The following is a 25,599-nucleotide window of genomic DNA, read 5'->3' as shown; positions in this document are numbered from 1 at the left end:
TTCTAAAAAATTTTAGCGAGGATTAGCAATGAGTCAATTTACACATCTTCACTTACATACAGAATATTCAATGCTAGACGGGGCAAACAAGCTTAAAGAACTCGCCCTCACGCTTAAAGAACAAGGTGCTACAAGCGTGGCGATGACAGATCATGGGAATATGTTTGGGGCGATTGATTTTTATCAAACGATGAGATCGCACGGGCTTAAGCCTATTATTGGGCTTGAGGCGTATTTGCATAATATGGACGATTTAGGCGATAAAAGCTCAAGACAGCGTTTTCATCTCTGCCTTTATGCGAAAAATGAAATAGGTTATAAGAATTTAATGTATCTTAGCTCGCAAAGTTATATTCACGGGCTTTATTATTATCCGCGTATTAATAAAAAGCTTTTAGAAAAACATAGCGAGGGGCTTATCTGCTCTTCTGCTTGCTTACAAGGTGAGGTTAATTGGCATTTAAATATTTATAATGAAAGAAATATCCGCTTTGGCGCGAAGGGCTACGAGGCGGCAAAAGAAGCGGCTCTTTGGTATAAAAGGGTGTTTGGGGAGGATTTTTATTTTGAGATTATGAGGCACGGTATTAACGATCAAAGAGCTATTGATGATGATATTATAAGGCTTTCTAAAGAACTTGACATTAAAATTATAGCCACAAATGACACGCATTATACTTTTAAAGAAAGAGCCGAAGCACACGAGGTTTTTATGTGTATAGGTATGGGAAAAAGACTTAATGACCCTGATAGAATGCGTCATAGCGTCAAAGAATTTTATGTCAAAACAAGTGAGCAAATGAGCGAACTTTTTGCGGACATTCCAGAAGCTATTTCAAATACGCAAGATTTAGCAAATAAATGCAATTTAGAATTAAAACTAGGCGATCCAACTCCTCCAAATTTTAAATTTACAAGAGAATATGCTAAGGAATTTAATGTTGCTTTAGCACAAGAGAATGTGGAATTTAGCTTTGAAAACGATGATTTAGTTTTTGAGCATCTTTGTAGAAAGGGACTTGAAGAGAGGTTAAAATTTGTCGATGAAAACAAACACGATGAGTATAAAGCAAGGCTTGAAACGGAAATTAAAATCATCAAAGAGATGAAATTTTCAGGTTATATGCTAATCGTCCATGATTTTATCAAAGTCGCTAAGGATAAAAATATCCCTGTGGGTCCGGGCAGAGGCTCGGCAGCGGGAAGCTTAGTCGCTTATGCACTTAAAATCACAGACATTGACCCTCTTCCTTATAATTTGCTTTTTGAGAGATTTTTAAATCCTGAGCGTGTGAGTATGCCTGATATTGATGTGGATTTTTGTAGAGATAGGCGTGATGAAGTGATTGATTATGTCATTGATAAATATGGCAGTGATAAGGTCGCACAGGTTAGCACCTTTAATAAACTTTTAGCTAAGGGCGTTATACGCGATGTAGCGAGGGTTTTGGATATAAGCTTACAAGATGTTGATGAATTTATTAAACTTGTGCCAGAAGAGCTTAAAATCACTCTTGATGAGGCGTATGAAAAAGAGCCTAAAATCAAAGAATTTATAGAAAAACACCCTAAAGGCAAAGAGCTTTGGGAGTATGCTAAGGCTTTAGAGGGCTTAAATAGAAATGCAGGCATACACGCGGCTGGACTTGTGATTTCAAATGAAAGCTTATGGAATAAAACTCCACTTTTTAGACAAAGCAAAAACGATGAAAGGCATTTAATTACGCAATATTCTAAGGATCATTTAGAAGATGTGGATTTGATAAAATTTGACTTCTTGGGACTTAAAACGCTAACCCTTATCCACAATGCCATTAAACTCATTAAGGAGCGTTATAATAAAGACATTGTTTGGGAAAGCATTGATGTCAATGATGCTAAGGTTTATAAGACCATACAAAGCGGAAATACGCTTGGGATTTTTCAAATAGAATCTGATGGTATGCAAAGCCTCAATGCGCGTTTAAAACCTGAAAATTTTGAGGATTTAATCGCTGTTTTGGCTTTGTATCGTCCCGGACCTATGGAATCTGGAATGCTTGATGATTTCATCGACAGAAAGCACGGACTTAAAAAAATCATTTATCCCTTTGATGTGCTTAAAGAAGTGCTTGAGCCAACTTATGGCGTTATCGTTTATCAAGAGCAAGTGATGCAAATCGTGCAAATCATCGGCGGCTTTTCTTTGGGCGGGGCTGATGTAGTGCGAAGAGCTATGGGTAAAAAGGACCCTGAAAAAATGGCAAAGCTTAAAGATGAATTTGCAAATGGTGCTGAAAAGCAGGGCTATAACCGTGCTAAGGCGGAGGATTTGTGGGAGCTTATCGTTAAGTTTGCGGGCTATGGTTTTAATAAATCGCACTCGGCAGCTTACGGGCTTATTACCTTTCAAACGGCGTATTTAAAGACTTATTATCCTAGTGAATTTATGGCGGCTCTTTTGACAAGTGAGCAAAATAAAATCGAAAATGTTGCTATGTATATCGAAGAAATGAAAAAGATGAACATTAAGCTTTTGCCACCGAGGATTAATAAGGCTATCAGTGAATTTAGTGCCATTAAACAAGAGGATGGCACGGAGGCTATCGTTTATGGCTTGGGAGCGATTAAGAGCGTGGGCGGACCTGCGATTGAAAATGTTTTAGAATTAAGATCTAAAAATGGGGATTTTAAGGATTTGCACGATTTTTTAAGTAAAATTGACACAGCTAAGATTAATAGAAGAACCCTTGAGGGCTTTATTAAGGCGGGTTCTTTTGATGATTTTGGTTTTACAAGAAAATGCTTGTTTAATAATCTTGACACCCTAGCCGAAAGTGCGAGAAAAATGGCTGAAGTGAGAAAAAATTCTGCCAGTTCGCTTTTTGGTGCGGAGGAGTTAAATGCCGACACAAAGATCAATATAGTGGTGGATAATAGCGAATTTGAAGCTATGGAAAAACTTGGCTATGAAAAGGAAATTCTAGGAATTTACATCTCAGGGCATCCTTTGGATAAATTTTTTGAAGAGATTAACGGCATAGAATACACAAAAAGCATAGATTTTGAAAATCTTAAGGGTGGTGGAGAAATTTTAAGCATAGGTAAGGTGGAAAATTTTAAAAGCTTGATGAGTAAGAGTGGCAAACGCTACGGCATACTTGAAATTTTGGACTTTTATTCTTCTTTTGAGGTAACCATTTTTGAGTCGCACATTGAGGAGATAGAAACCATCATCAAAGAGCGTAAAAATGACGCTTTTGGCTTTGTGCTTGGCTTTAGAAATGATGATGCAAGACTTAGTTTTACTCTAAAAGCAGTTCGCACTTTGGACGAAATTAAAGGTGGCGATTTTAAGGCGGTTAAAAAATATTCTTCTAAAAAATTTGAAAAGAAAAATGACTACACAAAAGAGCCTATGGAATTTGAAAATAACATCATCGAGCTTGATTTAAGCCGCTTAAATAAAGAACTTATTTATGAAATTCACGAGTTAGCTAGAAACGCACATAATCCTAACGAAAAAGGCAATAAAAAGCTTGTTTTAAGGGTGATTAGTGCGGGGTCTTGTTTGCTTTATCATACGGATTTTATCATCTCAGATAGGGTAAGCGAGAAAATTTTAAGCAAATATGTAGGGTGAAAGTCCCTACTATTTTTTCCTATAAATTTCGTTTTTGACCTCTACGCACTCAAAGCCTTTTTTATCAAGCGTTACAATGCGTAAAAAGCCTCCATCATCGACCTTACTTTCACATAAAAATACTCTTTTGTTAAGTTTGATGGGGAGTTTAAGGCGATTTCTGTGTCCAAAAATTTGGTAAAAGCTAAGTGGGTGATTTTGTAAAAATTCTTCCGCCACTTTTAAGCTATCATCATAATCACCCACGCCGTAAATAAAGTCATTACTTGGCACAAAGCTTAAATTTTCACTTTTTTTAGGCAAAAGTGTAATGCCCCCATGCGAGCAAAAGATTTTCTTCGAGCCATATTTATACCACAAGCACTCTTTTAAGTGTGGGTAAAAATTCCTAGCGTCTTTTGGAGTGAACTTTTCTTTGCGGAAATCTTTTAGAGTATTTTCGCTAAATTCTTTATAATTGACAAGTTCTCCATTTGCCCATTTTATCAAATATCTTTCGTGATTTCCCTCCAGCAAACACACATTTTCTTTTTCACAAATTTTAAGTAAAAATTTCAAAACCTTGCCATTTTCAATGCCTCTATCTATGTAATCACCCAAAAAAATGTAATATTCATCATCTTTTAATTCCCTTAAGTATTTTTTAAGCACACTATAACAGCCCTGTAAGTCGCCGATATGATGAATTTTTTTATATGCACTTAAATTTGGCATTTGATAAAGGCAATTTTTCCACTCATTTGGCTTTAAAACGGCGTATTTTTTGGGAATTTTTTTAAGCAAATCGTGTGTTTTTTCGAGTAATTTTGTCGGGATTAAAAAGCCTGTTTTCTGTGCTTCAAGGGCATTTCTTTGCTTACAAATATGAAGCGGAGTATCGCTAAAATCGATAATAAAAAGCTTATAGCGATACAGCGTAGCTAAATCTTTAAAGGATTTTAAAGCCTCATTATAGGCATTAATAACACAAAATTCGCCCTTTTGCATTCTTATTTTTAAAAAATAAAGCAAAATGCGATTAAGCTCATTGTCATTTTTATAATTAAGACTTTTTAAGCCACCGAGTGTATTTTTACTTCTAGCACTTAAAAATCTTAATTCATTAATATCAAGCGTATAGTCTTTTAGCTCATTTTGTAGGATAAATTCATCTTGCCCAGCGTGGTAATTTCCTCTTAAAATGAGTAAAATACGCAAAAAAAATCCTAAATTTTCTTTAAAAATTCAGTCTTTAACACTAAAGTGCCAAATTTATCAACCTTAGCTTCGATTTCGTTGTCTTTATTTGTAAGTTTGATGTTTTTAATCGTTGTGCCACGCTTTAGAGTTGTGCTAGCACCTTTGACCTTTAAATCCTTAATCACACTCACGCTATCTCCAGCATTAAGCTCTGTGCCGTTTGAATCCTTTGCCATTACTTCTCCTTTCTTTTATTTTTTTTCTTTGCGGCGATGATATTAAGAATTTCTGTTCCAAGAGCAAAGACCATAGCCACATAAATGTAAGCCTTGCCAAAGTGAAGCTCTAAACTCTCCGCCACTAAAACCACACCTATCATAATCAAAAAGGCTAAGGCTAGAATTTTGATACTAGGATACCTCTCCACAAAATCTGCAATGGGCTTAGAGGCAAAAAGCATCACTAAAACTGCCAAAATCACCGCGATAATCATAATTTCAATATTATCCGCTATCCCTACCGCTGTAATCACACTATCAAGTGAAAAGACAATGTCTATAATGGCGATTTCGGCTACGACTACCCAGAGTTTGGAGCTTATTTTAATATGGGGCTTATCATCATCACTATGCTCACTTAAAATTTCTTCTTTAATTTCCTTTATGGACTTAATAATCAAAAACAAGCCCCCGAAAAATAAAACCAAATCCCTACCAGAAATTTCTCCCCAGTATTTAAGCCCCTCAAAGTCTGCTATACCGCCACTAAAAAAGGCAAAAAAGCTTAAGCTAAAAAGGGCTGCATTTTTGACTTCCTCGCTTAAATTTCCCACATCGCCGACATAAAGAGAAAATAAAGGCGTTATAAGCTTCATCACCCAAAATAGCGAAAGCAAAAGCAAAATTCGCGTAACCATCGCAAAGCCAAGTCCTAAAATGCGCCCCTTATCCCTATGTTCTAGCGGAAGTTTGCTGACTAAAATCGCTAAAAAAATGATATTATCTACACCAAGCACAATTTCAAGTGCGCTTAAGGTGATGAGCGTTACCCACGCATCGGGGCTGAAAACCCATTCAAACATTATGTAAAATCCTTCATTTATTTAAAAGGCATAATTTTATAATTTTAAAACAAATTAAGGCTTAAATTCAGCAAAAATACAAAAAAAATACGGCTCATTTTAAATTACAAGGAGTCAAAATGCAGGGTAAAATACTCGCTGATGGTCTTATTGATGCAAATGATGGGAATCGCTACAATTCAAGATGTAAGAAATTTGGGCAGTAAAACGATGAATGATGTTATCAATGCCGAAGTGGATTTTGAGATTGACGGGACAAAGGCGAAGTCTATAGTTATCGCAAAAAAATTCCATAAGCATTGGAAATATTATGCAAGGAGGCGATAGCATTAGTTCTATTAAAACAAAAGCTTATATTTATGTGGCTGGAATTTTTCTTGGTGTTATACCTGTTATAGGCTAGATTTTTGGACTTCTTGGGGGTTGGTTTTGTTGGGAGAAATGATTGTGGGATTTTCCATTGCTGGAGGTTTTATTATAGGCTTAGACAGCCGCAGTGAGTTTAGCTTTGGAACGATAGCTTTTATTGTGCTTGGTGCGTTGATATGCCTTGGCGGTTTGGTGTTTGGCTATTTTTATTATAGAGACTTAGCTGCAGTTACAAATGAAAAATTCTTTTTATACGCTTTTATATGTCGTGCGGTTGCGATTTTTACACTTTTTATTCCTATTTTGGGTATAATTGTCGCAAACATTGTTGAGCTTATTGCTTGGATTAAATTTAAAGAAATCAAAAAGAAAGAGGCTTTGTAAATTTGCTACACTTTTAAAGGCAAATATTTTTTGCCTTTACTTCTTTTATTTTTATTATTTTCACAATATTTTGATTTGCAATTTGTTTTTTTTCATAAAATCACTTAAATTTATTTTAAGGATTACTATGAATTGTTTTAATCATAATGAAAAAGTTGCCGTTGGTGCTTGTCAAAATTGTAATGTAGGGCTTTGTAATGAGTGCATTACAAACGCCTTTAAGATAGATAATAAGCCTATTTGTAAGCCTTGTCATTTGACTATGGTGGAAAACTATATTGTGGAGCTTAAAAAAGAATTGAGCCAAATCACACTAAAAAAAATCATTTGGAGCGTGATTTTAGCGATAGGTTGTATAGTTTTGCTATCTCCTTTTGCGGAAGGTATTTCATTTTCAGTTGAGCATTATCTTATCGCTTGTTTTATTTGGGCTTTTGCTGGATTTGCAGAAAGAACTCAAAAAAAATGGAGTTTGAAAATACTGCCGCTGGAGTAAGAGAAAAATTGGAAGAGAATAGAATGTATGCCGATAATACCATTTGGATTGTTTGGATTTTTAAATTTGCATTTTTTATCCTTAGGGGTGCATTTTTCCCACTTTTTTATTTAAATTTAATGCTCTTTGGCTCAATAAAACTTCAAAACGAGCTTAAAGAGTGTGAAAAAATTAAAACGAAATTAAACGCTTAAGGCTTTTGATTAAGCTTAAATTTTATAAAATCTAAAATGATGAGAAGAATTTTAGATTTTAAATTTGTTTTTTTGATACTTTTTGTCGATTTAGTCGCCTTGCTTTATGGAATTTCGACTTTAAGCATTAGCGAAGATGAGGCAGAAATTTATTTTAACGCTTCAAATTTGCTTTATTATTTTACACATTTTGGGACGCTTTTATTTGGAAAAAATGACTTTGGCTTGCGTTTCGCTTTTTTACTTTTTCATTTTTTAAGTTGCATTTTGCTTTTTTTACTCGCTTTAAAATACACGAAAAAAATGAGCGATAGCATTTTTTCTCTTTTGCTTTTCATCTTACTTCCCGGCACCGTGGCAAGTGCCTTGCTTGTCAATGAAGCTTCCTTTGTCATCTTGCTTTCTTTAGCCTTGCTTTGTGCGTATGAATATGAGAAAAAATGGCTTTTTTATCCGCTTTTTGTGCTTGTTTTATTTGTCGATAAGTCCTTTTCTATCCTTTTCCTTACTTTTTTCTTTTTTGGAATTTATAAGAAAAATGGCTTTTTATCTATCTTTTCTTTAACGCTTTTTGTTTTGAGTGTGTTTTATTATGGCTTTGACACGGGTGGGAGACCTAAGGGCTATTTTTTAGATACTTTGGGCATTTTTGCGGCGTGTTTTTCGCCCTTAGTTTTTGTTTATTTTTTTTATGTGATTTACCGCCTTGCCTTTAAAAAAGATAAAAGTTTGCTATGGTTTTTAATGACTACAACCTTTCTTTTTTGCTCTTTGCTTTCTTTAAGACAGAAGCTTTATTTGGAGGATTTTTTGCCTTTTTGTGTGATTTGCACTCCTTTGCTTATTAAAACCCTAATGCAAAGTTACAGGGTAAGATTGCCCAAATTTAGACTAAAATATAAAATTTTCATTGAATGTGCGGGGATTTTTTTGCTTTTTTGTTATTTTATCATCGTAGCAAATCAACTTTTATATTATATCATCGATGAGCCAAAAAAGCATTTTGCTTACAATTATCATCTGGCAAAAGAATTAAGCCTTGAGCTTAAAAAAGAAGGCATTACAGCCCTAAGAGTCGCTGAAGATTTACAAAAAAGACTGGAATTTTATGGCATTAAAAATAGCGATTTTTATTATCTTAAGGCTTTAAAAAAGGGCGAGAGCTTGGATCCTAAGCTCAAAACTATACAATTTTCTTTTGGTAAGCACCGAAAAATTTATCAAATTAAAAGTTTTGAGCGTGAAAAAAGCCTTTAGTTTGCTTGAGCTTGTGCTTGTGATGATGATTTTGGGCATACTGATAAGTTTTGCAGGTTTTAATTTAAAACAAGATAAGCTAAGCGAGGGTGCAAGAAGTATTTTAAATGATATTTTATACACGAGAAATTTAGCTCTTATGCAAAACTCTTTTAGAGCAAACGAGCTAAGCCACGCTAAAAGAGAGTGGTATAAAAGCAGGTGGCAGCTTTATTTTATCAATTCTGCGGCAAGTAATTATGAGCAAACTTATACAATTTTTTTAGATAAAAATGGCGATGGGAACGCAAATTTAGGCAAGCTTAATGTGAATTTGGATAGAGAAATCGCCGTAGATATTGTAAATCCTATGAAATTGATGAATTCAGGACAAAGTGGAGTGATTCATAAAGATGATGAAAAGGCGAGTGCGAGGTTTAATATTGAAAAAAGATTTGGCATAGAAAAGGTTGAATTTAAGGGTGCTTGTAGTGGGACTACGCGTATTATTTTTGATGAATTTGGTAGGCTCTATTCTCCTTTAAGAAGTGCCAAAAATGCCTTTGACAAAAGCCTTGCTAAAAGCTCTTCTACTTGCATTTTACGCCTTAATTCTAAATATAAAAAGCAAATTTGCATTGTCATAGACACATTAAGCGGTTATGCTTATATCCCAAAATTTAGCAATTTTAACACGCAATTTGTTTTTTTAAAAAATAAATTAGTTGAATGTGGTAAAATATGATTTTTAATAAAACAATAAGTTCTATAAATTATAATTTCGTTTTATTAAATAATAAAAATTATTAAAAAAATTATTTTATTAAGTAAAGGACAAAAATGTTAAAAAATTTAGGTATTTCAGCTAAACTTTATTTAAGTTTTTCTTTCATTATCGTTATTATGTTGCTAGTTGCGTTTTTTTCTATGGCTAAGGTAAATTTTTTAGATGATGCTTTAAGAATGACCACAGATAGAAATGCTCTCATTTCGCGTCAAGCGATAAATTATAGGGGGAGTGTGCATGATAGGTCGATTTTGGTGCGCGATGTGCTTTTGATTAATAATGATAAGGCAGATTTGGAGCAGACTTTAGCGGAGATTAGAAAGCTTGAGGAGGATTATGATAGGGCGGATAAGGTTTTGATAGATATTTTAAACAGAGTCGGCGATGCTAATGAAAAAGCTATGTATGAAGATATTGCTAAGACTAATGCTATCACAAAAAAACTTTACGAAGAGATTATTAATCAAGTCATTACAAAGAGCAATAAAACAGTCGCCACAGAGCTTTTACTCGATGAAGCTAGGGCTAAATTTATTTTGTGGTTAGCACAGATTAACAAATTGATTGACTATGAAGAGGCTTCAAGTCAAAAATTAACTGGCGAATCACTCAAGGCAACAGGCTCTTTCGGAATTACTATGCTAAGTGTTGTCGGTGCTGCTTTAGTGTTTGCTTTATTCATTGCTTATTTTATCGTTTCTTATATTAAAAAATCTGTTGGAGGTGAGCCAAATGAGGTCAATCGCGTTATTAAAGAGGTGGCAAATGGAAATTTAACCCAAAAGATTGATACAAATTACAATGAAAGCATACTTTATGCAGTGGGAAAAATGCAAGAGCAATTAAGAAACATAGTTGAACAAATGCTTCACACTTCAAAGAATTTAAATGAAAAAGTAGATTTAGCAGTCGAGCGTTTTGTGGAGACGGAAAAATCTGTAATTATTCAGGGTAAAACTTCAAGAGAATCAGCGCAAAAGATTAAAGAGGTCAGTCAAAAAACACAAAATGTTTCTCAAATTGCTTTAGAAACAGAGCAAAATTCAAAAGATACGACAGAAATTTGTGAAAATAATAAAAAATCCGCCGAAGATACCGCTTCGCAAATGGAATTCATTGCCGATAATTCTTCTAAAATTTCTCAGCAAATCAATTTGCTTGATGAGCATGCTAAAAACATAGGCACAAGCACGGAGTTGATTAGTGAAATTACAGAGCAAACAAATTTACTTGCACTAAACGCCGCCATAGAAGCAGCTAGAGCTGGTGAAGTAGGGCGTGGCTTTGCAGTCGTGGCTGATGAAATTCGCAAACTTGCAGAAAAAACAGGCTCGGCAACAGAGCAAATTGCGATGATAAACAAGAAAATTCAAGAAGAAACTTTAGCCACTGTGGGTGCCATTGAAGAATCTATTCCTCTCATTTCACAAGGTAAAGCTTTAAGTGAGGGCGTTAGAGATAGCGTAGAGATCATCTTTAATCAAGCAAATGATAGTCTTATCAAAGCACAAGAGGTTAATAAAGAGGTCGCAGAACAAGTGAATTTGATGAATGAGATTGAAGAAAAAATTAATTTTGTCGCAAGTATTTCAGAGCAAACACAAAAAGCAGTTGGAGAAAATAGAAATTCTATGATGGAACTTAAGGATCTTAGCGATAATCTTCAAAGAGAAATTCAAATTTTTAAACTTTAAAATAATTGGAGATTTTAAATCTCCAATCCTCCCCAACTTTAACCTCCCCTTAAGCTTTCTTTACTATAATTTCATTTCTTTATTGTTTTTAACTCAGCTTTAAGCCTCATTAAAAACCTAAAAAGTCTTGTTCTTTAACATCGATATTGTTATTCAAATCTTATAGTCAATCTTTGAAATCTAAATAAGTGACGATTGAGCCACACTTTATAAATAAAGTGAAATAAACATTAAAAGTTTTAGATTAAAACTTCATAGCACTAAAGATATTAAGGAAACTTATATAGATTGCTTTTAGCAATCTTATCTTTAGTATTCTTCTTCATTAGGCTTTGCCTACATTAAAGAAGTCAATATGGAGAGTTTGATCCTGGCTCAGAGTGAACGCTGGCGGCGTGCCTAATACATGCAAGTCGAACGATGAAGCTTTTAGCTTGCTAGAAGTGGATTAGTGGCGCACGGGTGAGTAAGGTATAGTTAATCTGCCCTACACTGGGGGACAACACTTAGAAATGAGTGCTAATACCCCATACTCCTACCTAACATAAGTTAGATAGGGAAAGTTTTTCGGTGTAGGATGAGACTATATAGTATCAGCTAGTTGGTAAGGTAAAGGCTTACCAAGGCTATGACGCTTAACTGGTCTGAGAGGATGATCAGTCACACTGGAACTGAGACACGGTCCAGACTCCTACGGGAGGCAGCAGTAGGGAATATTGCGCAATGGGGGAAACCCTGACGCAGCAACGCCGCGTGGAGGATGACACTTTTCGGAGCGTAAACTCCTTTTCTTTGGGAAGAATTTTGACGGTACCAAAGGAATAAGCACCGGCTAACTCCGTGCCAGCAGCCGCGGTAATACGGAGGGTGCAAGCGTTACTCGGAATCACTGGGCGTAAAGGGCGCGTAGGCGGATTATCAAGTCTCTTGTGAAATCTAATGGCTTAACCATTAAACTGCTTGGGAAACTGATAGTCTAGAGTGAGGGAGAGGCAGATGGAATTGGTGGTGTAGGGGTAAAATCCGTAGATATCACCAAGAATACCCATTGCGAAGGCGATCTGCTGGAACTCAACTGACGCTAAGGCGCGAAAGCGTGGGGAGCAAACAGGATTAGATACCCTGGTAGTCCACGCCCTAAACGATGTATGCTAGTTGTTGGGGTGCTAGTCATCTCAGTAATGCAGCTAACGCATTAAGCATACCGCCTGGGGAGTACGGTCGCAAGATTAAAACTCAAAGGAATAGACGGGGACCCGCACAAGCGGTGGAGCATGTGGTTTAATTCGAAGCTACGCGAAGAACCTTACCTAGGCTTGATATCCAACAAATTCTGTAGAGATACGGAAGTGCTAGCTTGCTAGAATGTTGAGACAGGTGCTGCACGGCTGTCGTCAGCTCGTGTCGTGAGATGTTGGGTTAAGTCCCGCAACGAGCGCAACCCTCGTCCTTAGTTGCTAACGATTCGGTCGAGCACTCTAAGGAGACTGCCTTCGTAAGGAGGAGGAAGGTGGGGACGACGTCAAGTCATCATGGCCCTTACGCCTAGGGCGACACACGTGCTACAATGGCATATACAATGAGACGCAATACCGCGAGGTGGAGCAAATCTATAAAATATGTCCCAGTTCGGATTGTTCTCTGCAACTCGAGAGCATGAAGCCGGAATCGCTAGTAATCGCAAATCAGCCATGTTGCGGTGAATACGTTCCCGGGTCTTGTACTCACCGCCCGTCACACCATGGGAGTTGATTTCACTCGAAGTGGAAATACTAAACTAGTTATCCCCCACAGTGGAATCAGCGACTGGGGTGAAGTCGTAACAAGGTAACCGTAGGAGAACCTGCGGTTGGATCACCTCCTTTCTAGAGTACAACTTTATCCTTTCATTAGGATAGAGTATAAAAGTAGCTTTCTCACAAAGCTAACTTATTCAATTGTCCTTGTTTAGATTTTAAAGATTGATAAGCTAATTTTGGGGAATTAGCTCAGCTGGGAGAGCGCCTGCTTTGCACGCAGGAGGTCAGCGGTTCGATCCCGCTATTCTCCACCATTATAAAGGGCCTATAGCTCAGCTGGTTAGAGTGCACCCCTGATAAGGGTGAGGTCACAAGTTCAAGTCTTGTTAGGCCCACCATGAGGTTTGGATAAAGTTTAATCGAGGTTTTATGTGAATAATTTTCTTATTTCCCCTATAAATAATGTTAATATGCAAATTGATTTAAAAACGAAGCAAAACAAGATTTCCAATTCTTATTTGAAGTACGAGGACGATTTACATTTGCCGCATAAAAATAAGATAGATTATGTCAAAAAATTCATCGATTTAGATTTTGACTTTTCGCAGCTCCATATTGATAAAAATATTCTTAAGCATTTAGCCACAATGAAGGCAAATAAAAAGCGTTTAATTTCTCAACATTTTATCAATTCAAATCATAATCAAAATTTAGCTCTTATTAACAACGATGCTTTCGATTGTAGAAAAGAAAATCATATTGGCGTTTTGGTTATATCGGCTTTGAGCGGAGATTATATCCAGGAAGCGGATTTTGAAAAGGTGCGATTTTTACTTGGAATTTGATGATGACTCCGTTATTTAAGGGCTTTTTGCTTTCTTTATCTCTTATTGTAGCCATAGGGGCGCAAAATGTTTTTATTTTAAGACAGGCTTTAACAAACCATTACATTTTCATCGTTTGTTTGCTTTGTTTTTTGTGTGATGTGATTTTGATATGTGTGGGTATTTTTGGTGTTGGGGAAATTTTTGCGAAAAATCAAATTTTAGCTCTTATTTTAGCTCTTTGTGGCGTGTGTTTTGCTTTATATTATGCTTTTTTATCCTTAAGAGCTGTTTTTGCAAATTCTATAAAGTTACAATTAGCAAAAGAAAATCCTCCTCCATTAAAAAAAGTGATCATTTCGACTTTGCTTGTTACTCTTGCCAATCCTCATGTTTATTTAGATACGGTTTTTTTAGTAGGCAGTGCGGCTTTAAATTTTTCTTTTGATGAAAAAATTCTTTTTGCATTAGGAGCTTTAAGTGCTTCGTTTTTGTGGTTTTTTTCTTTAGGTTATGGGGCTAAATTTTTGAGTTCTTATATAAAGCCAAACATTGTAAAAATAATTGATTTGTTTGTATGTCTTATAATGTGTATGGTTGCATATTCTCTAATTTTATATATTTTGGAAAGAATTTAATACCTTACAACTTCTTAGCAAATTCATTTCACACGCTCTAAACAATGTGTAGATTTGACGCATATCAAATTTGAAGTTTGAGCTTTTCACATAAGAATTTACTTTATATGAGTTTAAAGCGTATTGTAACTTAAATTTTGTATAATGCCCCCTTTATTTTTTACGAAAGGACTTTTATGTATCTATTCACTTCAGAAGTCGTAAGCGCAGGTCATCCTGACAAATGTGCTGATATAATCGCTGATACAATAGTGGATATACTCTTGAAAAATGACAAAAATTCAAGAGTGGCGAGTGAGGTTTTTGTCGCAGGTAATAAGGTTGTGATAGGAGGCGAAGTTAAGTCAAATCACAAGCTTAGTAAAACCGATTACGATAATTTAGTTAAAAATGTTTTGAGAAAAATAGGCTATGATGGGGCTGGACATTTTAGTAAAGAGCAATGTTTGCACCCTGATGAAGTCGATGTTATGGTGTTTTTAAATGAGCAAAGCCCAGACATTAATCAAGGGGTCGATCAAGAGGACGGCGAAACAGGTGCCGGAGATCAGGGCATAATGTTTGGCTTTGCAAGCTGCGAGGCGGAAGAGTATATGCCAGCGGCGATTAGCTATGCTAGAATGCTTTGCGATAAGGTCTATACTTACGCTAAAGCACATCCAAATGAACTTGGCGTGGATATAAAAACACAGGTTACGATTGATTATGGCACGAAGGCAAATTTTGAAAATTGCTCTCCGCAAAAAATTCACACCATAGTAGTCTCTGCTCCTTGCGTAGAGAGTATGAAAATAGAGGAATTAAGGGCGTTGGTTATGCGGCTCATTTTGGATACAAAATTACCTAAAGAGCTTTTTTGCCCAGAAACGACAAGAATTTTAATTAATCCAACAGGCAAATATGTCAATCATAGCTCCTTACACGATAGTGGCTTAACGGGACGCAAACTTATCGTAGATAGTTTTGGTGGCTACTCGCCTATAGGTGGTGGAGCGCAGTCTAGCAAAGATTACACTAAAGTCGATAGGAGCGGACTTTATGCGGCTAGGTGGTTAGCGAAAAATATAGTTGCTGCAAAACTTGCGAAAAAATGTATTGTTCAGTTAAGTTACGCCATAGGCGTGGCAAAGCCGACTTCTGTAAGCGTGGATTGTATGGGGACAAATTTGAGCAGTGTCGATGATGATAAATTAAGCGAATTTGTGATGGAAAATTTTGCGCTCACTCCTAATTGGATTAGAGATAAATTTGCTCTTGATAAGCCAAGCGAAAGCACATTTTTATACGCTGATGTTGCTGCAAGAGGACAGGTGGGGCAAAAAGACTATCCTTGGGAAAAATTAGACGCTTTAGACAAATTCAAAAACCTACTTTAATATTAAGCCCCACAAGGGCTTAATATTTTTCACAAATCTTCCCACTTTCATCTTCCCTTAAGCTTCTTTATGTATAATTTCGACTTTCACTTTCTAAAAAAGTCTAAATACAACATTTTAACTCCTTTAGAAAGCCGTTCTTTAACTTATCATTGTTAAGAGTCACAAGCAAGTTTTAATAAACAATTTTACTGAACCTTGTTAAAGGATAAAAGAAATAAAGTTTAATACACGCTTTAGCTTCACATTGACTTTGCGTTTATATGAACTAAAGATTAAACACTTTCCGTCTTTATATATGTAATGAACCTATCTTTAAATATATAGTTTCAATTTATAATATAGCTCTTTTATCATTAAACTTTAGCAAGGAAGTGATGCGTTTTAGAATCAAAAAAGCTAATTTTGGCTTTTATGTCATTGTTTTTTTAGTAGAACTAGAGCTTTTTAGACAAGCCCTTAAGCTTAAGGAATTTCCTTAAGGCTTGGCGGGGTAATCTTTAGCTTTGGTTCTTTACTAAAAGAACATTAAAAGGTAAGCTACTAAGAGCGAATGGTGGATGCCTTGACTGGTAGAGGCGATGAAGGACGTACTAGACTGCGATAAGCTAGGTGGAGCTGTCAAGAAGCTTTGATGCCTAGATTTCCGAATGGGGCAACCCAGTATATAGAGATATATACTACCATAATGGAGCGAACGAGGGGAATTGAAACATCTTAGTACCCTCAGGAAAAGAAATCAAACGAGATTGCGTCAGTAGCGGCGAGCGAAAGCGTAAGAGGGCAAACCCAGTGCTTGCACTGGGGGTTGTAGGACTGCAATGTGCAAGAGGAAAGGTTAGCAGAACACTCTGGAAAGTGTAGCCATAGAGGGTGATAGTCCCGTATGCAAAAACCTAACCTTAGCTAGCAGTATCCTGAGTAGGGCGGGACACGAGAAATCCTGTCTGAAGCTGGGTAGACCACTATCCAACCCTAAATACTCCTACCAGATCGATAGCGAACAAGTACCGTGAGGGAAAGGTGAAAAGAACGGCGGTGAGCCGAGTGAAATAGAACCTGAAACCATTTGCTTACAATCATTCAGAGCACTATGTAGCAATACAGTGTGATGGACTGCCTTTTGCATAATGAGCCTGCGAGTTGTGGTGTCTGGCAAGGTTAAGCTAACGCGAAGCCGTAGCGAAAGCGAGTCTGAATAGGGCGCTAAGTCAGATGCTGCAGACCCGAAACGAAGTGATCTATCCATGAGCAGGTTGAAGCTAGTGTAAGAACTAGTGGAGGACCGAACCCGCTAGCGTTGAAAAGCTATGGGATGACTTGTGGATAGGGGTGAAAGGCCAATCAAACTTCGTGATAGCTGGTTCTCTCCGAAATATATTTAGGTATAGCGTTGTGTCGTAATATAAGGGGGTAGAGCACTGAATGGGCTAGGGCATACACCAATGTACCAAACCCTATCAAACTCCGAATACCTTATATGTAATCACAGCAGTCAGGCGGCGAGTGATAAAATCCGTCGTCAAGAGGGAAACAACCCAGACTAACAGCTAAGGTCCCCAAATCTTACTTAAGTGGAAAACGATGTGAAGTTACTTAAACAACCAGGAGGTTGGCTTAGAAGCAGCCATCCTTTAAAGAAAGCGTAATAGCTCACTGGTCTAGTGATTTTGCGCGGAAAATATAACGGGGCTAAAGTAAGTACCGAAGCTTTAGACTTGCACACAACTTAGATGATTTAAATTTAAAATATGAGAAACTAAATTTATTTTTATTTATTTTTTGCTTATCTTTATTCATTTTTATAGAGTAAAGATAAAAACAAAAACTTCGTAAAAATAATAAAATATAGTAAAAAACAATAAAAATATTCTTAGATTAAAAGAGTTAAGTCGTTTAAGTTGTGTGCAATGTGGTAGGAGAGCGTTCTATTTGCGTCGAAGGTATACCGACAAGGAGTGCTGGAGCGAATAGAAGTGAGCATGCAGGCATGAGTAGCGATAATTAATGTGAGAATCATTAACGCCGTAAACCCAAGGTTTCCTACGCGATGCTCGTCATCGTAGGGTTAGTCGGGTCCTAAGCTGAGTCCGAAAGGGGTAAGCGATGGCAAATAGGTTAATATTCCTATACCAACATTAGTGTGCGATGGAAGGACGCTTAGGGCTAAGGGGGCTAGCGGATGGAAGTGCTAGTCTAAGGTCGTAGGAGCTTATACAGGAAAATCCGTATAAGAATACTCCGAGAACTGAAAGGCTTTTTGAAGTCTTCGGATGGAAAGAAGAACCCCTGATGCCGTCGAGCCAAGAAAAGTTTCTAAGTTTAGCTAATGTTGCCCGTACCGTAAACCGACACAGGTGGGTGGGATGAGTATTCTAAGGCGCGTGGAAGAACTCTCTTTAAGGAACTCTGCAAAATAGCACCGTATCTTCGGTATAAGGTGTGCCTCCCTTTGTATTAGGATTTACTCCGAAAGCAAAGAAGGTTACAACAAAGAGTCCCTCCCGACTGTTTACCAAAAACACAGCACTCTGCTAACTCGTAAGAGGATGTATAGGGTGTGACGCCTGCCCGGTGCTCGAAGGTTAATTGATGGGGTTAGCATTAGCGAAGCTCTTGATCGAAGCCCGAGTAAACGGCGGCCGTAACTATAACGGTCCTAAGGTAGCGAAATTCCTTGTCGGTTAAATACCGACCTGCATGAATGGCGTAACGAGATGGGAGCTGTCTCAAAGAGGGATCCAGTGAAATTGTAGTGGAGGTGAAAATTCCTCCTACCCGCGGCAAGACGGAAAGACCCCGTGGACCTTTACTACAGCTTGACACTGCTATTTGGATAAGAATGTGCAGGATAGGTGGGAGGCTTTGAGTATATGACGCCAGTTGTATATGAGCCATTGTTGAGATACCACTCTTTCTTATTTGGGTAGCTAACCAGCTTGAGTTATCCTCAAGTGGGACAATGTCTGGTGGGTAGTTTGACTGGGGCGGTCGCCTCCCAAATAATAACGGAGGCTTACAAAGGTTGGCTCATAGCGGTTGGAAATCGCTAGTAGAGTATAAAGGTATAAGCCAGCTTAACTGCAAGACATACAAGTCAAGCAGAGACGAAAGTCGGTCTTAGTGATCCGGTGGTTCTGTGTGGAAGGGCCATCGCTCAAAGGATAAAAGGTACCCCGGGGATAACAGGCTGATCTCCCCCAAGAGCTCACATCGACGGGGAGGTTTGGCACCTCGATGTCGGCTCATCGCATCCTGGGGCTGGAGCAGGTCCCAAGGGTATGGCTGTTCGCCATTTAAAGCGGTACGCGAGCTGGGTTCAGAACGTCGTGAGACAGTTCGGTCCCTATCTGCCGTGGGCGTAAGAAGATTGAAGAGATTTGACCCTAGTACGAGAGGACCGGGTTGAACAAACCACTGGTGTAGCTGTTGTTCTGCCAAGAGCATCGCAGCGTAGCTAAGTTTGGAAAGGATAAACGCTGAAAGCATCTAAGCGTGAAGCCAACTCTAAGATGAATCTTCTCTAAGCTCTCTAGAAGACTACTAGTTTGATAGGCTGGGTGTGTAATGGATGAAAGTCCTTTAGCTGACCAGTACTAATAGAGCGTTTGGCTTATCTTATAAATATTAACTTATCTTTTAAGTTAATAAAGCATCACTTCCTTGTTAAGGTTTAACCTTAATAAAGTGTAAAGAGTTTAATAAAACTTGCTCTTAACATTGTTTTTTAAGTATTCTATATAAAAACTTATCTAAGATAAAAGATAAGAAAAGAAGAAAGAGAATAAAGAAAAAAGTAAAGAAATAAAAGATTAAGTTTTATTCTTAAATTCAATCTTTCAAAGAATATTTAAATAACAATGTCCGTGATTATACAGATGTGGAAACGCCTTGCTCCATCCCGAACCAAGAAGCTAAGCACATCGTGGGTGATGATACTACGCCTTACTGGCAGGGGGAAAGTAGCTCATTGCGGACTTGTTAATTCTTTTTTAGATACCTTCATAGCTCTTTTATAGCCTAAGAAATGTATTTTATAAACAAAGCCATAAAATACATAGCCTTTAAATATGGTGTCATAAGCATTTTTTGAAACCATAAGTTTGCTACATAACGCCCTTAAAGCTCTATCAAAGAAACCGCACTGAAGCTTTTAAAGCCCCTTTTAAGGCTATTAAAAGCCCGTTTAACTAAGCTCCACCGATAAATAAACGCTGTTATTTTAAGCATTTTTTGTTTGAATGCTCCTTAATTAGTTTTAATGAATTTAGAAAACGCAAAATTAAATTTTTTAGTATAGATAAAATAATTTGCAAAATAAAACAACATTAAATGCCGTATAACTCATTTGCTAATTTTTCTAAGTATTGATTTTTAAACTATGAAAATTGATAAATTTGGGACTATTGCTATCTTGCATTTGACTACTTTGCATAATATAAATGAGCTATTAAAAAGCTCTTTTTTAAGTCTATCATTTTTATCATAATGCCTCCTTGCTGTTGAATTCTTTATGAAAGCTTTAATAAGAACTTAGTTTTTATTGTTTTAAATTTTTTTTAAAATTCAGCAAAAATTCAAAAAAACTAAAATACTGAAAATTTTTATCAAAAGGAATCAAAATGAAAGTATTTTTAGGACTTATCCTTTCTATTTTTGTATTATCTTCGTGCTTATATGCTGAAGAAAAAGAAAACTCAAATAAAGCAGATAAAATCTTACAGATAAAGCCCTAAATAAAAGCGATAAGCTAATCGATAGGGCTACGGATAAATTTTAAACAAGCTTTTTATTAAGATTGATTGAGACTGAAATCAAGATTTTGTAAGCTTCATTTTTTAACAAGATAAAATGTGATATTATCATCTTTTGTAACATTTACTTCTTTATCAATGATGAGTGCATATTACCTTTTTCAAAGACAATATGCGTAGAAGTTGGAATTTTGATGTGACGATGAGTTTAAAATGATATGTTATTCTAGAAAGGTATTTATAAGATTAAAAATTAAACCTGCATAATAAGAGTTTCCGTCTAAATCTAATCTTTGTGCATTAACCTTTTGCTCAGCATTTTCAAAGCCTGTATAAATTCCTAAAACTCCATAATCATTTGGAAGTTGTCAATAACTTCACACATCTAAATGCTTAACATCTTTTGCGTGGGCTTGGATATAATCACGCCTTGGCTCAACCTCATCACCCATAAAAAGATTAAAGGTATCATCAGCTCTTTTGGCATCTTCAATAGTAATTTTCAAAAGTCTTCTAATGCTAGGGTCCATAGTTGTCTCCCAAAGTTGTTCAGGGTTCATCTCGCCTAAGCCTTTGTAGCGTTGTATGTAAGCACCTTTTTTGGCATTTTTCTCTACCTCATCAAGAATGTCTAAAATATCTCTTTCAAAATTTAGCTCTCGTTCTTTAATTTTAGTGAAGATATAACTAGCCTCTGTGTAAAGTGGATGAGAAAATAAGTCGTCATTAATGATAAGCTCCTCAAGTCCGCTTTCAGTTTGCACATAAATTCTAAGTTCATTTTCATTAAGATAAGAATTTAAAATATTATGTCCTTGTTTTTCTAAAAAGGCTTTAATGATCTTAAAAAGCTCTTCGTTGGAATTTTTTATCAAATCGGGATTTTCTATTAAATACCTTATAACTGAAATGACATTAAAACGCTTTTCTAAGTCTTTTAAAACTGATCGATACGCTGCAACTATCTTTAAAAAGTCTTTTAAGTCGTTAAGTCCTATGCCTTCATAATTCGAATTTTCTATACCAACTTCGATTAAAAATTCATTTAAGGCTTTTTCATCTTTAAGATAAATTTCTCGTTTTTGACCTTTTTTATAACGATAAAGCGGAGGCTGGGCTAGGTAAATGTGTCCATTTGCGACAAGCTCGTTCATAAAGCGGAAGAAAAAAGTTAAAAGTAGGGTTTGTATGTGTGAGCCATCGACATCAGCATCTGTCATAATAATGATTTTATGGTAACGCAATTTTGTAAGGTCAAAGTCCTCGCCTATCCCACAGCCAAAAGCGGTGATCATATTTTGAATTTGCTCACTTTTTAAAATTTTATCTAATCTTGCTTTTTCGACATTTAAAATTTTACCTCTTAAAGGTAAAATCGCTTGAAAAGCCCTTTCGCGTCCTTGTTTAGCAGAGCCTCCCGCACTATCACCCTCGACTAAATAAATTTCACTCTCGCTTGGGTCTTTACTTTGACAATCGGCAAGTTTTCCAGGTAGTGTCCCTACGCTTAAGCTTTCTTTTTTACGCGTAAGTTCCCTTGCTTTTTTCGCAGCTTCTCTTCCTCTAGCTGCCATTAAGGCTTTATTCATAATTGCCTTAGCCTCGATAGGATTTTCCTCAAAATATTTTGTGAGATAGTCAAAACTAGCTTTATTAACAATAGGACGCACATAAGAAGAGCCTAATTTGCCTTTCGTTTGTCCTTCAAATTGAGGTTCAGGCACTTTCACGCTAACTATGGCGATAAGACCCTCACGGACATCTTCGCCTGTGATTTTATTATCCTTTTCTCTCGCACTTGCATTTGCCTCGACATAATTTGTAATTACACGCGTAAGCCCCATTCTAAAGCCTGTTTCGTGAGTGCCGCCGTCTGGAGTTTTGATATTATTGACAAAAGAGAGCAAATTTTCACTATAAGTATCATTATAAAGTAAGGCAATCTCAACATTAACATTATCTTCATCAACGCTAAAAAATATAGGCTTAGTTAAGGCTTGTTTTTTATTTAAATCGCTGACAAATTGTGAAATTCCGCCATCAAAGTGAAAACTTTCGCTTTTACCGACACGATTATCCTTAAAATTTATGGTAATTTTTGGACTAAGATAGGCTAATTCTCTAAAACGCTTGGCTAGAATTTCATAATCAAATTCCGTAAGTTCAAAAATCTCTTCATCAGGGAAAAATTCTATACTCGTGCCTGTTTTTTTACTCTCGCCTATAATGCCAAATTCACTAGCTATTTGCCCTTTAGCAAATTCTTGGCGGTAAATTTTCCCTTCTCTTTGCACGGTGGCAACAAGCTTTTTAGATAAAGCATTAACAACTGAAACACCCACGCCGTGAAGTCCGCCTGAGACCTTATAAGTATCTTGGTCGAATTTCCCTCCTGCGTGAAGCACGGTTAAAACAACAGTAAGTGTAGGCATATTTTCCGTTGGGTGCATACCCACAGGAATTCCACGACCATTATCACTGACTATACAACTACCCTCAGTCGTAAGCTCTATATCTATGGTATCACAATGCCCAGCCATAGCTTCATCGATAGAATTATCCACAACTTCATAAATCATATGATGAAGTCCATTGATATTAGTATCGCCTATATACATACCCGGGCGTTTTCTAACCGCTTCTAAGCCTTTTAAAACCTTAATATTACTTTCGCCGTAGTTTTTTTGCATATTTTTCCTTTAAATTATCATAGGCATAATAACAACTTCGAGCTCATTTGAACTCACTACAAAAGCTAAATTTGGCTCATTGATTTTAATTTTAAATTCGTTTTCTTCTATGGAATTTAAAAAATCGAGCAAATATTTGATTTTAATAGTAAGAGAAAAATCATTTTCGACTTCAAGTTCTTTTTCAAGCTCGGTTTTTGCTTCCATATTATCAAGGCTAATGCCCTCAAAGATGATTTTATTTTTAGTGAAGTGAAGTTTCATACTTTCGGTTACTACGCTAATTTTTTTAAGTGCATCAATGAAATCTTCTGTTTGGAGTGTGAATTCTTGCTTAAATTGTTGAGGGATAACTTTTTCATAATCTGGGAATTTGTCATTAATGAGCTTAGTGAAAAATTCAAAATTCTCATTTTTAGCGATAAGCATATTTTCATCATAATAGATTTCAATTTTCTCATAAAAAAGTTTTTGCATTTCCATAATGGCTTTTTTAGGGATGCTGATGTGAAATTCATTGTCATTTGTTTTATTTAATGTATAAATGGCAAGGCGTTTAGAATCTGAACTTACAAAGTTGATCTTATTTTCTTTAATGTCTAAATAAGCTCCATTTAAAGAATATTTTGGATTATTTGTGTCGATACTTGGGAGAACTTTTTTTAAAGAACGACTTAAATCACTAGAATCAATATCAAATTTATTTTTATTTTCTATACTTGGAAAAGCTGGAAAATCCTCATAATTAAACATAGGAAGTTTGTATTTTGTATTTTTTTGTCTTATAAAAAGAAAATTATCAATCGTTTCAAGAATAATTTCTTCATTATTTAAATTTTTAATTACATCAGCGATACTTTTAGCATTTGCTGTGGCAAAGCCCGGATTTTCAATGCGAATTTTTTTGATTTTGTAATTAATGCCTATTTCATAATCACTTGCTTTTATGATAAGTTTGTCTTCATTTGCTTCGAATAAAAGATGAGAAGTAACTGTGCTTAAGTCTTTTTTATCAACATAAGCGTTGCATAAAAGTATGGCAGCTTCTAGGGTGTTTTTGTTGATGTTGATTTTCATCAGTTTTCCTTTCTGTAATTATTTTAAATTTTCATCATAATAATAAGTATGTTGAAAATGTGAAAAGTTCTTTTAAAAATGTATTTTATCATAGTTTTATTACATTTTAAATTTTTATAGTTTTTCACATTTTTTCACATTAACTTTGACTTTTGATTAAAATTTTATTCTTTAATTCTTCGATTTTGTTTTTTAAATGATGATTTTCTTCGATCATTTCATTAATTTTTTTAATATTATGTGAAATGGCTGTGTGATCTTTCATCTCAAAATACACGGCAAGTTGTGGCATAGAGAGGCTTGTAAGCTCCCTTGCTAAGAAGATGATAATGCGTCTTGCTAGGACGATATTTTGCGTTCTTTTTGTTGATTTTATATCGCTTGTTTTAAGGTTAAATTCCTTGCTAACAATGCTTAAAATATCTTCTATGGTGATGTTTTCTTTTTTTTCTTTAATATGATCTTTCATCATTTCTTTAGCAAATTCTAGGCTTATTTCTTGATTGATGAGTCTAGAATAGGCATTTAAATTTGTGATCATACCTTCAATTTCACGGATATTATCTCCCATAGCTGTGGCAAGGTAGCTGATAATTTCATTACTTAAATTCACTTCGTTAAATTCACATTTTTTACGGATAATGGCGATTTTTGTTTCAAGCTGAGGCGGAGTAATATCTGCGATAATGCCATTTGCAAAGCGTGATTTAAGTCTATCTGTAATGCCTTTTAGCATATTTGGAGGATTATCAGAAGTCATTATGATTTGACCTGATTGGTCGCGAATTTCATTAAAAATGAAAAAGAATTTTTCTTGAATTTTGTCCGTTTTTCCTAAAAACTGCACATCATCTATGAGTAAAACATCACAGTTTTGATATTTTTCTTGAAATTTATCCATCGTTTTGTTGATGATGTGAGAATTAAAGTCATTGATGAAATTTTCACTTGTCGCATAAATGACCTTTTTTCCCATTTCTAAACACGCATTTCCCACCGCTTGAAGTAAGTGCGTTTTTCCAAGTCCTGTGGGACCATAGATGAAAATGGGATTATAAAGCTTTCCAAGTTTGTCTTTTTGGCTTACAGCTTTACAAGTGGCGTAGGCGTATTGATTTGACCCGCCTACGACAAAGCTATCAAAGGTAAAAGAGGGGTTTAAAATCGTGCTTTGCATTTTAATGTGTGCGATGTCTATTTTGGTGGAATTTTTATTTTTATGTGTTTGACTTTGGATTAAAATTTTAGCCTTATTGCCACTTTGAGCTTCGTAGATGTAGGCGATTTTCTCGGCGTATTTTGTTTGGATAAATTTAGCTAAAAATTCGTTTGGAGCGTTGAATATTAGACTATCTGCCTTACTTTGCTTTTCGTTAAATTTTAAATGGGTGATGTAATTTTTATATTCTTCTTCTTTTAAATCTTTTTTTAAAATATTTAAGATTTCACTTGCGTCCAT

Annotated in this window: 17 protein-coding genes, 2 tRNA genes, 3 rRNA genes and 1 pseudogene; 17 read left to right on the top strand and 6 right to left on the bottom strand. The window is 35.9% G+C overall.

The window, feature by feature from the left end:
• The first annotated feature begins 28 nt into the window (after positions 1-28).
• Complete coding sequence (gene dnaE, locus EL158_RS00105; protein ID WP_027304798.1) at positions 29-3,622, top strand: DNA polymerase III subunit alpha; 3,594 nt, start codon at positions 29-31, stop codon at positions 3,620-3,622.
• A 9-nt stretch (positions 3,623-3,631) separates the two neighbouring features.
• On the opposite strand, the gene EL158_RS00100 is transcribed toward dnaE, so the two are convergent.
• From EL158_RS00100 to EL158_RS00090, 3 genes are read right to left on the bottom strand one after another with little or no spacing between them, the layout of a single operon-like run.
• Entirely contained in the window at positions 3,632-4,819 is a 1,188-nt protein-coding gene (locus EL158_RS00100) for a metallophosphoesterase (RefSeq protein WP_027304797.1), read from the bottom strand.
• 8 nt (positions 4,820-4,827) lie between these two features.
• Positions 4,828-5,037, bottom strand: a complete 210-nt coding sequence (locus tag EL158_RS00095) for an alkylphosphonate utilization protein (RefSeq protein WP_027304796.1) — start codon at positions 5,035-5,037, stop codon at positions 4,828-4,830.
• Positions 5,037-5,882 carry a TerC family protein gene (locus EL158_RS00090; protein WP_027304795.1) on the bottom strand — a complete coding sequence of 282 codons (846 nt, stop codon included), beginning with the start codon at positions 5,880-5,882 and terminating at the stop codon, positions 5,037-5,039. The genes EL158_RS00095 and EL158_RS00090 overlap by 1 nt, the downstream gene beginning before the upstream one ends.
• A gap of 153 nt (positions 5,883-6,035) precedes the next feature.
• Here EL158_RS00090 and EL158_RS08445 point away from each other — a divergent pair, with 153 nt between their 5' ends.
• The 16 genes and pseudogenes from EL158_RS08445 to rrf all read left to right on the top strand — a co-directional run bounded on the left by EL158_RS08445 (position 6,036) and on the right by rrf (position 19,598).
• A complete protein-coding gene (locus EL158_RS08445) occupies positions 6,036-6,209 on the top strand; it encodes a hypothetical protein (RefSeq protein ID WP_155837621.1) in 174 nt (57 codons plus the stop codon).
• A 105-nt stretch (positions 6,210-6,314) separates the two neighbouring features.
• Positions 6,315-6,635, top strand: a complete 321-nt coding sequence (locus tag EL158_RS00085; RefSeq protein WP_027304793.1) for a hypothetical protein — start codon at positions 6,315-6,317, stop codon at positions 6,633-6,635.
• A gap of 127 nt (positions 6,636-6,762) precedes the next feature.
• Complete coding sequence (locus tag EL158_RS00080; RefSeq protein ID WP_027304792.1) at positions 6,763-7,131, top strand: hypothetical protein; 369 nt, start codon at positions 6,763-6,765, stop codon at positions 7,129-7,131.
• On the top strand, positions 7,101-7,325 hold the full coding sequence (locus tag EL158_RS00075; RefSeq protein WP_126361343.1) for a hypothetical protein: 225 nt from the start codon (positions 7,101-7,103) through the stop codon (positions 7,323-7,325). Before EL158_RS00080 ends, EL158_RS00075 begins: the two co-directional genes overlap by 31 nt.
• A 39-nt stretch (positions 7,326-7,364) precedes the next feature.
• Complete coding sequence (locus EL158_RS00070; RefSeq protein ID WP_027304791.1) at positions 7,365-8,582, top strand: glycosyltransferase family protein; 1,218 nt, start codon at positions 7,365-7,367, stop codon at positions 8,580-8,582.
• Positions 8,566-9,306 carry a pilus assembly FimT family protein gene (locus EL158_RS00065; RefSeq protein WP_027304790.1) on the top strand — a complete coding sequence of 247 codons (741 nt, stop codon included), beginning with the start codon at positions 8,566-8,568 and terminating at the stop codon, positions 9,304-9,306. The genes EL158_RS00070 and EL158_RS00065 overlap by 17 nt, the downstream gene beginning before the upstream one ends.
• Before the next feature lie 95 nt (positions 9,307-9,401).
• Positions 9,402-9,938 (top strand): annotated as a pseudogene (locus EL158_RS08910) (MCP four helix bundle domain-containing protein); the annotation flags it as partial.
• Between the two features lie 48 nt (positions 9,939-9,986).
• Positions 9,987-11,042, top strand: coding sequence for a methyl-accepting chemotaxis protein (locus EL158_RS08905; protein WP_404842019.1), 1,056 nt, complete (start codon positions 9,987-9,989; stop codon positions 11,040-11,042).
• 352 nt (positions 11,043-11,394) lie between these two features.
• Positions 11,395-12,907 (top strand): 16S ribosomal RNA (locus EL158_RS00055).
• A 112-nt stretch (positions 12,908-13,019) separates the two neighbouring features.
• Positions 13,020-13,095: transfer RNA gene (locus tag EL158_RS00050), tRNA-Ala, on the top strand.
• A gap of 7 nt (positions 13,096-13,102) precedes the next feature.
• Positions 13,103-13,179 (top strand) — tRNA-Ile (locus tag EL158_RS00045).
• Between the two features lie 72 nt (positions 13,180-13,251).
• A complete protein-coding gene (locus EL158_RS00040) occupies positions 13,252-13,626 on the top strand; it encodes a hypothetical protein (protein WP_126361337.1) in 375 nt (124 codons plus the stop codon).
• Positions 13,626-14,243 (top strand): LysE/ArgO family amino acid transporter, encoded by a 618-nt coding sequence (locus tag EL158_RS00035; protein WP_034956241.1) that lies wholly within the window; start codon positions 13,626-13,628, stop codon positions 14,241-14,243. Before EL158_RS00040 ends, EL158_RS00035 begins: the two co-directional genes overlap by 1 nt.
• Before the next feature lie 176 nt (positions 14,244-14,419).
• Positions 14,420-15,619, top strand: coding sequence for a methionine adenosyltransferase (metK, locus tag EL158_RS00030; RefSeq protein WP_027304815.1), 1,200 nt, complete (start codon positions 14,420-14,422; stop codon positions 15,617-15,619).
• 533 nt (positions 15,620-16,152) lie between these two features.
• A 23S ribosomal RNA gene (locus EL158_RS00025) occupies positions 16,153-19,240 on the top strand.
• Positions 19,241-19,481: 241 nt separating this feature from the next.
• Positions 19,482-19,598 (top strand): 5S ribosomal RNA (gene rrf, locus EL158_RS00020).
• Positions 19,599-20,750: 1,152 nt separating this feature from the next.
• Here rrf and gyrB read toward each other — a convergent pair.
• From gyrB to dnaA, 3 genes are all read right to left on the bottom strand, one after another.
• Positions 20,751-23,063: a DNA topoisomerase (ATP-hydrolyzing) subunit B gene (gyrB, locus tag EL158_RS00015; RefSeq protein ID WP_027304163.1), complete on the bottom strand. Its 2,313-nt coding sequence runs from the start codon at positions 23,061-23,063 to the stop codon at positions 20,751-20,753.
• Positions 23,064-23,072: 9 nt separating this feature from the next.
• Entirely contained in the window at positions 23,073-24,140 is a 1,068-nt protein-coding gene (gene dnaN / locus EL158_RS00010) for a DNA polymerase III subunit beta (RefSeq protein WP_027304164.1), read from the bottom strand.
• A 139-nt stretch (positions 24,141-24,279) separates the two neighbouring features.
• The gene (gene dnaA / locus EL158_RS00005; RefSeq protein ID WP_027304165.1) at positions 24,280-25,599 is read right to left on the bottom strand and encodes a chromosomal replication initiator protein DnaA; all 1,320 of its coding nucleotides are present in this window, start codon (positions 25,597-25,599) and stop codon (positions 24,280-24,282) included.

Source organism: Campylobacter upsaliensis (genome assembly GCF_900637395.1).
In the GTDB taxonomy this organism is placed as follows: domain Bacteria; phylum Campylobacterota; class Campylobacteria; order Campylobacterales; family Campylobacteraceae; genus Campylobacter_D; species Campylobacter_D upsaliensis.
This window is presented reverse-complemented; position numbering and strand designations above follow the sequence as displayed.